12 protein-coding genes are annotated in these 12,657 nt (G+C 73.4%); 6 read left to right on the top strand and 6 right to left on the bottom strand.

Going from position 1 to position 12,657, the window contains the following annotated elements; all coding sequences use genetic code 11:
- Positions 1 to 236: 236 nt before the first annotated feature.
- From ACZ5VD_RS10035 to ACZ5VD_RS10025, 3 genes are all read right to left on the bottom strand, one after another.
- Complete coding sequence (locus ACZ5VD_RS10035; protein ID WP_468681855.1) at positions 237 to 821, bottom strand: Rv1733c family protein; 585 nt, start codon at positions 819 to 821, stop codon at positions 237 to 239.
- Between the two features lie 136 nt (positions 822 to 957).
- Positions 958 to 1,728 carry a ferredoxin reductase gene (locus ACZ5VD_RS10030; RefSeq protein WP_468551932.1) on the bottom strand — a complete coding sequence of 257 codons (771 nt, stop codon included), beginning with the start codon at positions 1,726 to 1,728 and terminating at the stop codon, positions 958 to 960.
- Positions 1,721 to 2,326, bottom strand: a complete 606-nt coding sequence (locus ACZ5VD_RS10025; RefSeq protein ID WP_468551933.1) for a sulfite oxidase-like oxidoreductase — start codon at positions 2,324 to 2,326, stop codon at positions 1,721 to 1,723. Before ACZ5VD_RS10025 ends, ACZ5VD_RS10030 begins: the two co-directional genes overlap by 8 nt.
- Positions 2,327 to 2,542: 216 nt before the next feature.
- Between ACZ5VD_RS10025 and ACZ5VD_RS10020 the strand changes: the two genes are divergently transcribed.
- On the top strand, positions 2,543 to 3,466 hold the full coding sequence (locus ACZ5VD_RS10020) for an NADP-dependent oxidoreductase (protein WP_468551934.1): 924 nt from the start codon (positions 2,543 to 2,545) through the stop codon (positions 3,464 to 3,466).
- The gene (locus tag ACZ5VD_RS10015) at positions 3,463 to 4,188 is read left to right on the top strand and encodes a GNAT family N-acetyltransferase (protein WP_468551935.1); all 726 of its coding nucleotides are present in this window, start codon (positions 3,463 to 3,465) and stop codon (positions 4,186 to 4,188) included. The genes ACZ5VD_RS10020 and ACZ5VD_RS10015 overlap by 4 nt, the downstream gene beginning before the upstream one ends.
- A gap of 37 nt (positions 4,189 to 4,225) precedes the next feature.
- On the opposite strand, the gene ACZ5VD_RS10010 is transcribed toward ACZ5VD_RS10015, so the two are convergent.
- Positions 4,226 to 4,627, bottom strand: a complete 402-nt coding sequence (locus ACZ5VD_RS10010; protein ID WP_468552013.1) for a MarR family winged helix-turn-helix transcriptional regulator — start codon at positions 4,625 to 4,627, stop codon at positions 4,226 to 4,228.
- Positions 4,628 to 4,895: 268 nt separating this feature from the next.
- Between ACZ5VD_RS10010 and ACZ5VD_RS10005 the strand changes: the two genes are divergently transcribed.
- Positions 4,896 to 5,726 carry a putative protein N(5)-glutamine methyltransferase gene (locus ACZ5VD_RS10005; protein ID WP_468681853.1) on the top strand — a complete coding sequence of 277 codons (831 nt, stop codon included), beginning with the start codon at positions 4,896 to 4,898 and terminating at the stop codon, positions 5,724 to 5,726.
- Positions 5,727 to 5,895: 169 nt separating this feature from the next.
- Here the strand turns inward: ACZ5VD_RS10005 and ACZ5VD_RS10000 are convergent, their stop codons facing one another.
- Positions 5,896 to 7,884: a SpoIIE family protein phosphatase gene (locus ACZ5VD_RS10000; RefSeq protein WP_468682193.1), complete on the bottom strand. Its 1,989-nt coding sequence runs from the start codon at positions 7,882 to 7,884 to the stop codon at positions 5,896 to 5,898.
- A 375-nt stretch (positions 7,885 to 8,259) separates the two neighbouring features.
- On the opposite strand from ACZ5VD_RS10000, the gene ACZ5VD_RS09995 reads away from it, so the two are divergent.
- The 3 genes from ACZ5VD_RS09995 (at position 8,260) to ACZ5VD_RS09985 (ending at position 12,074) form a co-directional block, all read left to right on the top strand.
- Positions 8,260 to 9,132, top strand: a complete 873-nt coding sequence (locus ACZ5VD_RS09995) for a hypothetical protein (protein WP_468681851.1) — start codon at positions 8,260 to 8,262, stop codon at positions 9,130 to 9,132.
- 334 nt (positions 9,133 to 9,466) lie between these two features.
- The gene (locus tag ACZ5VD_RS09990; RefSeq protein ID WP_468551938.1) at positions 9,467 to 11,482 is read left to right on the top strand and encodes an NADPH-dependent 2,4-dienoyl-CoA reductase; all 2,016 of its coding nucleotides are present in this window, start codon (positions 9,467 to 9,469) and stop codon (positions 11,480 to 11,482) included.
- Between the two features lie 31 nt (positions 11,483 to 11,513).
- Entirely contained in the window at positions 11,514 to 12,074 is a 561-nt protein-coding gene (locus ACZ5VD_RS09985) for a PadR family transcriptional regulator (protein WP_468551939.1), read from the top strand.
- Here ACZ5VD_RS09985 and ACZ5VD_RS09980 read toward each other — a convergent pair.
- Positions 12,071 to 12,604, bottom strand: coding sequence for a hypothetical protein (locus ACZ5VD_RS09980; protein WP_468681848.1), 534 nt, complete (start codon positions 12,602 to 12,604; stop codon positions 12,071 to 12,073). The two genes, ACZ5VD_RS09985 and ACZ5VD_RS09980, sit on opposite strands and share 4 nt — an antisense overlap.
- Between the last annotated feature and the right edge of the window lie 53 nt (positions 12,605 to 12,657).

The following is a 12,657-nucleotide window of genomic DNA, read 5'->3' as shown; positions in this document are numbered from 1 at the left end:
GTGCGTTGAGCGACCCCGTGGAGGCGTGGCCGCGCTCCGGTCCCGCCCGGGCGGACGACCGTGGTGGCCGGAAGGATGCTGGTCGACCGGGGCGAACCCGTGCTGCCGGGTCCGGCCGACACGCCGCGCACGCACGGCGGGATCGCACGCAGGACGCAGCACCTCTGGAGCGGAGCGCGCAGAGCCTCCCCAGCCGTGTGGTGTGCGGCCGGTCGGATCTGTTGGTCGCCGGCCGGTCAGGCCCGGCGGCGGGTCCACTGCGGTTCGGTGAGGGCCCAGTCGCGTTCCCACTCGGCCATCCGGTGCCGGTCGGCGGTACGGCGTACGACGGTGTGGCCGAGCAGCACCACCACGACCGCACCGGCCGCCGCGCACGCGCCCAAGGCGACGGTGTGCTGCCAGACCGCGGTCTCGCCGGGCGGCGGGGGCACGCTGCGGCCCCCGGTGTCGAACCACACGCCCACCACGTCACCCTCGCGGGTGCCGGCCGGAACCAGGGCGGTGGCCGTCCGCCGGGCCGCACCCGGCTCCGTCCAGCGCACGGTCGCCCGGTACGCGCGCTCCCGGCCGCCCTCCACCGTGGGCAGGGAACCGGGCGGTCTGCCGACCACTTCGGCCCGGACGCGATGACGCTCGGCACGCTGCTCCGCCGCGACCGCACGGGCCTCGGCGTGCGCCCACGAGGCCGCGAACGCGCCGGCCAGAGGAGCACCCACACAGATCAGCACCGCGACGGCCAGCACCGTCCACGCCGCCACGACGTCGGACCGGCGCCGCAGCGGACTGCGCCGCCAACGCCAGCCCCGCACCCGGGTTCGCATGTCGACCTCCGCACCGCGCACGCCTGCGAGTGCCCCACGGATCCAGTATCCGTTCCCTGGGCATCGTTCACCCACGGCCCGCGGAAAGGGCCGTCGAACAGGAGTGCCCGGGAGGATCGGGGCGAAACGCCGCCCGTCAGCCGAAGCGTTCGATCCGGATACGCTCCACCGGCTGACCGGCCTCGACCAGCAGCCGCGAGGCGTGCTCGGCGAAGGCGTTGGACCCGCACACATAGGCCTCCCACCCACCGGCGGGCCGTTCGGCCAGGAGCGGCGCCACATGTGCGGCGGCCATACGTCCCACCCGCACCCCCTCCGGCGCGCTCCGGGTGAACACGGGTGTCGTCTCCGCGCCCAACTCCCGCGCGTAGATCAGCTCTTCGGGGCCGCGCGCGGACACCAGCATCCGCAGTGGCACGGACAGCGCCCGCGCCCGGTGGTGGCGGACCATCGACATCAGCGGTACGACACCGGAGCCGGCGCCGATCAGCAGCGCGGGCCGGTCGCCGGGCCAGGCGAAGAAACCGCTCAGCGGACCACGCACCTCGACCTCGTCCCCGGGCTCCGCCACCGTGTGGAACCAGCCCGAGACCTCACCGCCCTCGACATGGTCCAGGGTCAGTTCGAGGTGCCCCGAGTCGTCCGGCGCGGACGCGATCGAATAGTGGCGCTGGGCCGCGTAACCGTCCTCGGCGGTCAGCCGCAGCATCAGGTGCTGGCCCGGCAGATGCCCCGCCCAGGCGGGCACCGCGAACCGGTACGTCGTCACGCGCGGTGTCTCACGGCGGATCTCGGTGAGCGTGGCGGTCTGCCACACCGCGGCGGCCCGGTTGCTGACGGCGATCCGCCCGGGCACGGCGAACCGCGTCGAGGGAGTGAAACCGGGGGGAGGAGAGGTCTCAGTCACCGGAGTACCGCTGTTCCTCCCAGGGGTTGCCCCGGCCGTGGTAGCCGTTCTGCTCCCAGAAACCCGGCTCGTCGTGGTCGAGGAGCCGCAGGCCCGCGATCCACTTGGCGCTCTTCCAGAAGTACAGGTGCGGCACCAGCAGCCGGGCCGGCCCGCCGTGCTCGGCGGCCAGCGGCCGCCCGTCGTACTCCCAGGCGATCCAGGCCCGGCCGCCGGTCAGGTCGGCGAGCGGCAGGTTCGTGGTGTAGCCGGTGTGCGCGTACGCGACGGCATGGGTGGCGGACGCGTGGGGCCGCACCACGTCCAGGAACGCGTCCAGCGACACACCGCCGAACCGCACCCCGAACTTCGACCAGCTCGTCACGCAGTGGATGTCGCCCTCGTAGGCGGACGCGGGCAGTTCGTGCGCCTCGGCCCAGTCCCAGCTGCGGGGCGCCTCGACGAGCCCGTCGACACGGAAGGTCCAGTCGGCGGGTGTCAGGTCGGGCGTGACCTCCGCGGACAGGACGGGCCAGTCGTCGCCCGCGTCGTACTGGCCGGGCGGCAGCCCCGGGTTGTGGACGCGGGCGCGTCCGGTGAAGCCTCGGGTGACGTTCATGTGGGTCCAGCGTGCAGTGCCGACAGATGCTTGTGCTGACCACCGTACGCGCACGTCAGGGGTGCCCGGAGCCGGGGCGGCCCGCGATCGTGACGGCCGTATGAACTCTCCCGGGCACCGGGAATAGCCGACCGCCGATGCTCCTTGCCGACTGATGTCGCAATCGGTGCCCCATGCAATCGCCTGATCCGGCGACAGCGAAGGAGAGTGGGAACAGTGCCCAAGGCGTATGTCTTCACGCGGGACGGCGGTCCGGAGACCCAGGCCCTCGTCGAGCTGGACCGGCCCGACCCGGGCCCGGGCCAGCTGCTGGTCGCGGTGCGCGCCGCCGGGGTCAACCCCGTCGACTGGAAGCTGCGCACCGGGTACCGCCGGCCCGGCGACGGTGAACGTGTGTTCCCCGCCGTCCTCGGCAGCGAGGTCTCCGGCGTGGTCGAGCGGGTCGGCGAAGGCGTCACGGGATTCGCCGTGGGGGACGAGGTCTTCGGCAACACGGCGACCGGAGGCTACGCCGAGTACACCCTGCTGCCCGCCGACCTGACCGCGCACAAGCCGGCCGAACTGTCCTTCGCCGATGCCTCGACCCTGCCCGTCGCCGCCGCGACCGCCTACGACGGGATCCGCCAGCTCGGCCTGCCCTCCGGCGCGACCCTGCTGGTCACCGGTGCCGGCGGCGGGGTCGGCGCGGCGGCCCTGCAGACGGCCCGGGCCTTCGGACTGCGGGCGGTCGGCGTCGCGAGCGAGGGGAAGAAGGACTTCGTCGAGTCGCTCGGCGCCGTCCACGTCCCGTCCGGCCCGGACTGGGCCGAGCGGGCCCGGGCATCCGCCCCCGAGGGCATCGACGCGGTCTACGACCTGATCGGCGGCGAGGTGCTGGCCGAGGCCGCCGAACTGCTCGCCGACCGGAGGAAGCTGATCACCGCCGGCGCCTCTGCCGAGGAGGTCGAGCGACTCGGCGGCGCCCGGGTGGCGCGGGCCCGCACCGCGGACGTCCTGGAGGCGGTGGCCCGCCTCGTCGTGGACGGCGAGCTGAACCCGCACGTCACCGAGGTGTTCCCGCTCGACCGGGCCGGTGAGGCCCTGCGCACGGTCGAGGACGGCCACGCCCGAGGCAAGGTCGTGATCGAGGTCGCCCGATGAGCGACGCCGCCCCGCACCTCCTCGACAACCCGGCCCTCGCCTCCCTGACCGGCCCGCACGCCCACTTCGCCGAGCGGCGCGGCCGGGTGCTGCGCTACCCCGTCGACGTGTCCCCGTGGCTGGCCCTGCCCGAGACGCCCGACGCCGACGACTGGGCGGACCTCGCGGCACTCGTGGGTCCCGGCGCCGAAGTTCCGCTGCCGGGCTTCCGGGGCCGCCTCCCCGACGGCTGGGAGATCACCTTCCAGATCGACGGCGTCCAACTCGTGGACGACGGCATGGACACCGCCCCCGAACCCGAGGCGGTCCTCCTCGGCCCCGACGACGTGCCCGAGATGCTCGACCTCGTCGCCCGGACCCGGCCCGGCCCCTTCCTGCCCCGGACCGTCGAACTCGGCACCTACCTCGGCATCCGGCGGGCGGGCGCCCTCGTCGCCATGGCGGGGGAGCGACTGCACCCACCCGGCTGGACCGAGATCAGCGCGGTCTGCACGGACCCCGACTTCCGCGGCGAGGGCCTGGCGACCCGGCTGATCCGCGCCGTCGCCCACGGCATCCGGGAACGTGGCGAGACGCCGTTCCTGCACACGGGCGCCGGCAACACCGACGCCATCCGGCTCTACGAGTCCCTGGGCTTCCGGCTGCGCCGCACCACCGCCTTCCTGGCGGCCCGGGCACCGGAGCGGCTGGCGGAGGGACGTCCCGCCGTAGCGGTGTCGTAGCGGAAGCCGGGGTCGGGTCAGAGGGGGAGGGCGGCGGTCAGTCCTCTCCCGCGGCGGGCGCCGACCAGGCGTTGTAGCGCACGAGATACCGGGCGAACCGCTCCAGGTCCTCGGCGGGCCAGTCCGCGAGCCGCTCCCGGAAGGCCGCGCGGCGGCTCTCGGTGACCTGGGCGAGGATGCGCCGCCCCGCCGCGGTCAGATCCAGGACCTGCACGCGGTGGTCCTCCGGGTCCTGCCGCCGCTCGACGAGCCCGGCACGCTCCAGGGCGGTCACCTGGCGGCTGACCGTGGACTTGTCGAGGGCGTAGTGCGCGGCCAGGTCGGTGGCACGGCGGCCGCCGCTCTCCTCCAGGTGGCCGAGCAGGGTGTACGACACCAGCGACAGCTCGGGGTGCATGCGCCCGGCCGAGGCCCGGGCCCGGCGGGCGAACGCCGTCATCTCGCGCTGAATGGTCTCGACGGCCGGAGTGGTCGCTGTCACGGGGCCTCCCTGTTCCTGCTGGTTGCATAATACAACTTGAGTCGGGGGCGGTCGGCGGCGGACCGTTGGGGTAGTGTGTCCGCGCCGTGTCCGTCGTGAACGACCGAGGAGGTGGGACCCATTACCGCTGTGTCAGGTCGGGTGCTCGCTCCTCGAACCGGCGCGGATCACCGCCAGTAGGTGGCCGCGAGAGCGCCCTTCGGCTCCCGAAAGGCCCTCGGCTTCCATGCCTCCCTCTCCCGCACCCTCATCAGCTTCCTCACCCCCGTTCCCCTCCGCGCCGCGGCCCGTGTCCCCTGACTCCGTGGTGGCCGCGCTGCGCGCCGCCGGCTGCGTCTTCGCCGAGGACGAGGCGGAGTTGATCCTCGCCGCTGCCCGCACCCCGGACGAACTGACCGCCATGATCGACGCCCGCGTCGGCGGCCGGCCCCTCGAACTCGTCCTGGGCTGGGCCGAGTTCCGCGGACTGCGCGTCACCGTGGAACCCGGCGTCTTCGTGCCCCGCCGCCGTACCGAGTTCCTCGTCGACCAGGCGCTCGCCCAACTCCCCGGCGCGTCCGTCGTCGTGGACCTGTGCTGCGGCTCGGGTGCCGTCGGCGCAGCCCTCGCCGCCGCCCTCGGCCGCGTCGAACTGCACGCCGCCGACATCGAGCCGGCCGCGGTGCGCTGCGCCCGCCGCAACGTCGCGGCCGTCGGCGGTCACGTCCACGCGGGCGACCTCTTCGACGCCCTGCCCGGCGGGCTCCTCGGCCGCGTCGACATCCTCGCGGCCAACGTGCCCTACGTTCCCACCGACGAGGTCGCCCTGCTGCCCGCCGAGGCGCGCGACCACGAACCGCTGGTCGCCCTCGACGGCGGCCGGGACGGTCTGGACGTGCTGCGCCGGGTCGCGGCCGACGCGTCCCGCTGGCTCGCCCCCGGCGGCTGCCTCCTGGTCGAGACCAGCGAACGCCAGGCGGCGGCAGCCGTCGAGGTCTTCTGCCGCGGCGGTCTCGAAACACGCCTGGCCGTCGCCGAGGAGGGGTACGCCCACGTGGTGATCGGCACCCGGCCGTAGCGGTGCGGCTCCCTGCCGCCGGGCGCCCCGTGGCGCGGTCGGAGCGTGGCGCCGCCCGTGGCCGGTACACCGGTCGGGCCGGCGTCCACGATCCGGCCGGCCGTGACGGGGACGCGGTCTCGGCGCGCGGTCCGCCGGACCAGGCCGCCCCCGCCACCGCCCGGGCCGGTCAGTCGGGCGTCTGCACCCGCGCGATCAGCAGCGCCACGTCGTCCGAGTTGTCGGGCTGGTGCAGGGTGCGCAGGAGCAGGTCGCAGACCTCTTCCAGGGGGCGGTCGGGGCCGTCGAGGAGTTCCAGCAGGGCGTCGAGACGCTCGTCGAGCGGGTGCTGCCGGGTCTCGACGAGGCCGTCGGTGTAGAGGACCAGCCGGTCACCCGGTTCGAGATCCACGGTGGTGGTGGAGAAGGCGACGCCGCCCACGCCCAGCGGCGCTCCGGTGGGCAGGTCGAGCAGCTCCGGCGGACGGCCCGGACGCAGCCGGGCGGGCGGCAGATGCCCGGCGTTGGCGATCCGGCACTGCCGCCGCGCCGGGTCGTGGACGACGTACACACAGGTCGCGATCGAGTGGTCCAGGCCCTCGGTGATCCGGTCCAGGTGTTCGAGGAGCCGTGCCGGATCGAGGTCGAGGGAGGCCAGGGTGTTCGTCGCCGTGCGCAGTCGGCCCATGGTCGCCGCCGCGTTCAGGCCGCTGCCCATCACGTCGCCCACCACCAGCGCGGTCTTGCCGCCGTCCAGCGGGATGACGTCGAACCAGTCGCCGCCCACCTCGGTGATGGCGCCCGCGGGCTGGTAGCGGGAGGCGACCTCCAGGCCGCCGGTGACCGGCGGATGGCTGGGCAGGAGGCTGCGCTGGAGGGTCAGGGCGGTGTCGCGCGCGTTCTGGTACCAGCGCGCGTTGTCGATCTGCACGGCCGCGCGGGACGCCAGCTCACGGGCGAGCAGCAGGTCGTCGTCGGTGAACGGCAGCGGGTTGCGGGTGCGTTTGAGGTCGAGGGCGCCGAGCACCTCGCCGCGCGCGATCAGCGGCACCGCCAGATAGGAGTGCACTCCCTCCCGGGCCAGCAGCTCGGCGGCCTCGGGGGAGCGGGCGATGCGGGGCAGGTCGGCGGGCTCGACCCGGTCCACCCGCACCGGCTGTCCGCTGCGGACGCACTCGGTGACCAGGCGGTCGGAGGCGTACTGGGCGACCTGTCCGGGCGGGTCGGCGGCCCGCAGCGCGTCCGGGGCGCGGTCGGCCTCGACGGCCAGGGCGCGGATGACGGCCGGCTGGGTGGGGCCGAGGGTGCTGGGCCGGCCCTGCACCACCGCCTCCAGCAGGTCCACGGCCGCGATGTCGGCCAGGTCGGGCACGGCGACCTCGGCCAGCTCCCGGGCCGTGCGGTCCAGGTCGAGGGTGGTGCCGATCCGGGCGGAGGCGTCGGCGACGAGGGTCAGCCGGCGCCGCGCGGCCTCGGTCTCGATGGCCGCCCGGTGCTGCTCGGTGACGTCGACGACCGAGGCGGCCACGCCCAGCACGCTGCCGAGCGCGTCCTCCAGCCGGTAGAGGGAGATCGACCAGGCGTGCTCCTCGTCCGGATCGGCCGGGGTGCGGCCCACGGTCCGTTCGTCGGCCAGCGGTTGCCCGGTGTCCAGCACCCGGCGCGCGGCGGCCTCGACGGCGGCGTCCACGTCCGGCAGCACCTCGCCCATCGTGCGTCCGACGTGCTCCTCGGCCGGGACGCCGTTGATCCGCTCCAGCGCCGGGTTGACGGAGACGTACCGCAGGTCGGTGTCGAAGACGGCGAGCCCGATCGGGGACTGCGTGACCATCCGGGTGGACAGTGCCACGTCCCGCTCCAGCCGCCGTACGGTCGACTGGTCGGCGGCGAGACCCAGGGCGTAGATGTCGCCGCGGTCGTCCATCAGCCGCATGTTGCGGAACTCGACCAGCTTCGTGCCGCCGTCCCGGTGCCGGACGGGAAACGCGCCGGCCCAGCTCTGGCCGGTCTCCATGACGTCGGCGAACAGTTTGACCACCAGGTCGGCATGCTGTTCGTGGATCATCAGATGGGCCGCGTACTGTCCGAGCGCCTCCCGGGCCGGGTAGCCGAACAGCTCCTCGGCCTGCGGGCTCCACAGGACGATGCGCCCCTCGGTGTCCAGGACGATCGAGGCCACTCCGAGTACGTCGAGGAGCCCGCTCGGCTGCGCCGGCCCGCGCGCCGGTGCTCCGGCGGGGCCGTTCGGCTCGACCTCGTCGCTCTCGGTCACCGGACTCTCCCGGCTGCACTCATGGCACGCACCGCCTTCGACCGTTCCGGCGGCACGTCGTTCCCCCGTGCCGACCCCCCTGTTCTACCGTGCGCGGGCGTGTTCGTGATGCCGCCCGCGCGTTCTTCCACCATCTCTCGACACCGGGAGGTCCGTCCGGTGATGCCCGGGTGCGGCATTGTGACCGAGCCGACGCTCCCTGTTGTCGAATTGGTCTGTACATGACCATCGTGAGAGGCCACACTGTCCGCCGAGTACGCCCACCCCCGAGGAGTCGCTTCCATGCCCCTGCGTGCCCGGCAACGTTGTCACACGGTCCTCGCCGCCGTCGCCCTCACCGCCGCCACCCTGCTGGCCACCGCCCCGCCCGCGTCCGCCGCCGACACCTGGACCGAGGTGGGGTCCGACCGTGCCGACCCGCTGACCGAGAGCCAGGGCCTCGCCTCCGTCGAGGTCCCCGCCGGAGCGGCCAACCGGTACACGGGGATCGGCGCCATCCCCGTCGGCCTCTCCAGTCGCGGCTGGAACCACATCGGCGACCCCGACGCCTCCTACGACGGCCACTACATCGAGCCCTACCAGCGGGACTCCGGCACCACCAAGATGTTCCGCGTGCAGTCACCGGCCGGGACCTGGTCGGAGTACGTGCACACCCTGAGCCCGGGCGAGGCGCTCAACAACTCCTGGGCGGCGGTCTCGCCCGGCGGCCAGTGGATGCTGTCGGGGGAGTACGGCACCATGAGCCGGCTGCTGGTCTTCCCCACCCCGGGCGTCAACGCGAGCACCTCGCCCTCGGCGAACCTCCCGCAGGTGTCCACCGTCCGGCTCGACCACGCCGTCCGGGACGTACAGGGCTGCGACTTCCTCAGCGCCACCCGGCTGCTGTGCTCCTCCGACGACCCCGCCGGCACGCTCTTCGGCATCACCAAGCCGCTGCTGCAGATCGACCTGTCGGCCGAGCCGAACGGCACGTCGGACGTCACCGGCCATGTCACCGCGCTGCGCCAGCTGCCCCTGCGCAGCTCCTGCTCGGGCACGTTCGAGGCCGAGGGCATCGACTACGACCGTCGCACCGGCACGCTGCGTGTGATCGTCGTGTCGCCGGGGTTCTGTGTGCTGACGGACAGCAGGACGTACCGGTTCACGCGGGGCTGAGGGCAGGTGGCCGCCGAGCGGTGCGCGGGTGCCGCCCTCGGTGGTGCCCGGAGCCGGAAGCGGGCCCCCGCCCGGCCGGCTCTCGTCCTCCGTCGAGGCCGACGCGCAAGGCGGCTGTCGGGTGATCGAGAAGTCGCGCGCCACCTTGGACTCGATGTTCGTGGCGCGCGACCTCTCCTCGGCCTCCGGGGGGGGCAGGAGCGGGAGCCGCACGTCCTGCTGGAAAGCCGGTGACCTGCGGCACATCACCCCGGTGCTTCTTGTGCAACTAGTTGCATAATCCGGGTGCGGTCCTCTAGAACAGTGGGGACGACACCGCGCACGGAGGCCTGCCATGAGCCGTTACCCCCACCTGCTCACCCCGCTCGACCTGGGCTTCACCACGCTGCCCAACCGCGTCCTCATGGGCTCGATGCATGTCGGCCTGGAGGAGGCCGAGCGCGGCTTCGAGCGCATGGCGGAGTTCTACGCCGCCCGGGCGCGCGGGGGAGTGGGGCTGATCGTCACCGGCGGGATCGCCCCCAACGACGAGGGTCGGCCGTACGAGGGCGGTGCCAAGCTCACCACCGACGCGGAGGCCGACCAGCACCGGGCCGTCACCGAGGCCGTGCACCGCGAGGGCGGCCGGATCGCGATGCAGATCCTGCACTTCGGCCGGTACGCCTACCACAAGGACCTGGTCGCCCCCAGCCCGATCCAGGCGCCGATCAGTCCCTTCCCGCCGCGCGAACTCACCGACGCCGACGTCGAGCGGACCATCGACGACTACACCAGGGCCGCCCGCCTCGCCCGGCGGGCCGGGTACGACGGCGTCGAGATCATGGGCTCCGAGGGCTACCTCGTCAACGAGTTCATCGCCGCGCAGACCAACCACCGCACCGACCGCTGGGGCGGCGCGTACGAGAACCGGATGCGGCTGCCCGTCGAGATCGTCCGGCGGGTGCGCGAGGCCGTCGGCGAGGACTTCATCATCGTCTACCGGCTGTCCATGCTCGACCTGGTCCCGGGCGGCTCCACCCTCGACGAGGTGATCACACTCGCCAAGGCCGTCGAGGCCGCCGGGGCGACCATCATCAACACCGGCATCGGCTGGCACGAGGCCCGCATCCCGACCATCGCCACCTCGGTGCCGCGCGGCGCCTACACCTGGGTGACCCAGCGGCTCATGGGCGAGGTGTCCGTCCCGCTGGTGACCACCAACCGCATCAACACCCCGGAACTCGCCGAGGAGTTGCTCGCCTCCGGCTGCGCGGACATGGTGTCGATGGCCCGCCCGATGCTCGCCGACCCCGACTTCGTCGCCAAGGCCGCCGCCGGGAAGCCGGAGGCCATCAACACCTGCATCGGCTGCAACCAGGCCTGCCTCGACCACACCTTCAGCGGCAAGATCACCTCCTGCCTGGTCAACCCGCGCGCCTGCCACGAGACCGAGCTGGTCCTCGCCCCGACCCGGCTGCGCAAACGCGTCGCCGTCGTCGGCGCCGGTCCGGCGGGTCTGGCCTGCGCCGTCAGCACCGCCGAACGCGGCCACGACGTCACCCTGTTCGACGCCGCGAGCGAGGTCGGCGGCCAGCTCAACGTCGCCCGCAAGGTCCCCGGCAAGCAGGAGTTCGACGAGACGCTCCGCTACTTCCGCCACCAACTCGACGCGCACGGCGTCGACATACGGCTGAACACCCGGGTCACCGCGACCGACCTCACCGACTACGACGAGGTGGTCGTCGCCACCGGCGTCACCCCGCGCACCCCCGACATCCCCGGCGTCGACCACCCGAGCGTCGTCGGCTATCTCGACGTCCTGCGCGACGGCGTCCCCGTCGGCGACCGCGTCGCGATCCTCGGCGCCGGCGGCATCGGCTTCGACGTCGCCGAGTTCCTCACCGACGGCGGCGACAAGGCGAGCGAGAACCCTCGCACGTACTTCCGCCAGTGGGGCGTCGACATGGACTACACGGCCCCCGGCGGACTCACCGCCCCCGAGCGCACCGCCCCGCCCCGCACGGTCCACCTCCTCCAGCGCAAGACCACCAAGGTCGGCGCCGGTCTCGGCAAGACCACCGGCTGGATCCACCGCGCCGAACTCAAGCACCGCGGCGTCACCATGGTCCCGGGCGTGAGCTACGACCGGATCGACGACGCCGGCCTGCACGTCACCGTCGGTGACACGAGCACGGTCCTGGAGGTCGACACCGTCGTGCTGTGCACGGGACAGGACCCGCGCCGCGAACTGTACGAGGCGCTCCTCGCCGCGGGCGGCAGCGTGCACCTCATCGGGGGTGCCGACGTCGCCGCCGAACTGGACGCCAAGCGTGCCATCAAGCAGGGCACCGAGCTGGCGGCGACGCTGTAGGGCTCTCGAACAGTCTCCCTAGGATGACTCCATGTCACTCCCGCACGCGATCCTCACCGCCCTGCTGGAAAAGCCGTCGTCGGGCCTCGACCTGACCCGCCGCTTCGACCGGTCGATCGGCTACTTCTGGTCGGCGACGCATCAGCAGATCTATCGCGAGCTGGGAAAACTGGAGGCCGGGGGACACATCCGCGCGCTGCCCGCCGAACAGCCCACCCGCGGGCAGAAGAAGCGCTACGAGGTGCTGCCCGCGGGCCGCGCCGAACTCCGGCGCTGGACCTCCGCGGCACAGGACCCGAGGCCGCACCGCGACGCGCTGCTGCTGCGCCTGCGCGCCGCGGCGGTGGTCGGCACCGAGGGTCTGGCGGCCGACCTGAGCCGCCATCTCGACCTGCACCGGCTCCAGTTGGCCGAGTACGCGGAGATCGAGAAGCGGGACTTCCCGCCCGGTGACGACAGCGCGCAGGCCAGGCTTCAGCACCTGGTCCTGCGCGCGGGGATCGAACTGGAGACCTTCTGGACCCGGTGGCTCGCCGAGGCACTGGAGGAGTTGGCGGTCCTGGACGAGGGGACCGGCCAGGGGTTGTCCTAGAGGCGGTACGGCTTCTGACGGCGGCGCAGGAACCAGGCCGTGGCCAGGGCGCCCGCCGCCACCAGGGTTCCGCCGGCCGCGAGGGTGAGGGTGCCGTAGTCCTTCGTGGTGCCGCCCAGCCCGCCCATGACACCGCGCGAGGGCGAGGCTGTGGCGGAGATCGTGGGGGTGGACGCGGGGGTGACGATGACCGACTGGGTGCCCGCCGAACTGCCGTTCGTGCACTGGACGATGACGGTGTAGGTACCGGCGCTCACGCTCGACCAGGCCGCCGACTGCAGGGCGCTCGTCCCCGACAGTGCCGCCTGGCGGCCCTGCGAGAAGTTCGCCTGGCTGCTGTTGAGGAGCGAGGCGGTGCCCCAACTGCCGTTGACCTGAGTGCAGGCGCTCGTCGTGACGGAGACCGTCGACCCGGTGGTGCTCACGGAGATGCCCGAAGCGGCGGCGGCCGGCGTGGCGGTCAGGGCGAGCGGCAGCGCGGCGGCGGCCACGGTCAGGCCGGAGCGGAGGAGTAGCTGAGTTGTGTGCATGGACCTTGTCCTCCGGCGGCACGGTCGGCGGAACATCCGTGGCGCCGCCGAGG

The organism is Streptomyces sp. NPDC032822, from assembly GCF_055578825.1.
This window is presented reverse-complemented; position numbering and strand designations above follow the sequence as displayed.

What these genes read in the sequence shown, in the direction of transcription:
- ACZ5VD_RS10035 (WP_468681855.1), bottom strand. Translation starts at nt 821, where the DNA reads ATGCGAACCCGGGTGCGGGGCTGGCGTTGGCGGCGCAGTCCGCTGCGG.
- ACZ5VD_RS10025 (WP_468551933.1), bottom strand. Translation starts at nt 2,326, where the DNA reads ATGAACGTCACCCGAGGCTTCACCGGACGCGCCCGCGTCCACAACCCG.
- ACZ5VD_RS10015 (WP_468551935.1), top strand. Translation starts at nt 3,463, where the DNA reads ATGAGCGACGCCGCCCCGCACCTCCTCGACAACCCGGCCCTCGCCTCC.
- ACZ5VD_RS10010 (WP_468552013.1), bottom strand. Translation starts at nt 4,627, where the DNA reads ATGACGGCGTTCGCCCGCCGGGCCCGGGCCTCGGCCGGGCGCATGCAC.
- ACZ5VD_RS10005 (WP_468681853.1), top strand. Translation starts at nt 4,896, where the DNA reads ATGCCTCCCTCTCCCGCACCCTCATCAGCTTCCTCACCCCCGTTCCCC.
- ACZ5VD_RS09995 (WP_468681851.1), top strand. Translation starts at nt 8,260, where the DNA reads ATGCCCCTGCGTGCCCGGCAACGTTGTCACACGGTCCTCGCCGCCGTC.
- ACZ5VD_RS09990 (WP_468551938.1), top strand. Translation starts at nt 9,467, where the DNA reads ATGAGCCGTTACCCCCACCTGCTCACCCCGCTCGACCTGGGCTTCACC.
- ACZ5VD_RS09985 (WP_468551939.1), top strand. Translation starts at nt 11,514, where the DNA reads ATGTCACTCCCGCACGCGATCCTCACCGCCCTGCTGGAAAAGCCGTCG.
- ACZ5VD_RS09980 (WP_468681848.1), bottom strand. Translation starts at nt 12,604, where the DNA reads ATGCACACAACTCAGCTACTCCTCCGCTCCGGCCTGACCGTGGCCGCC.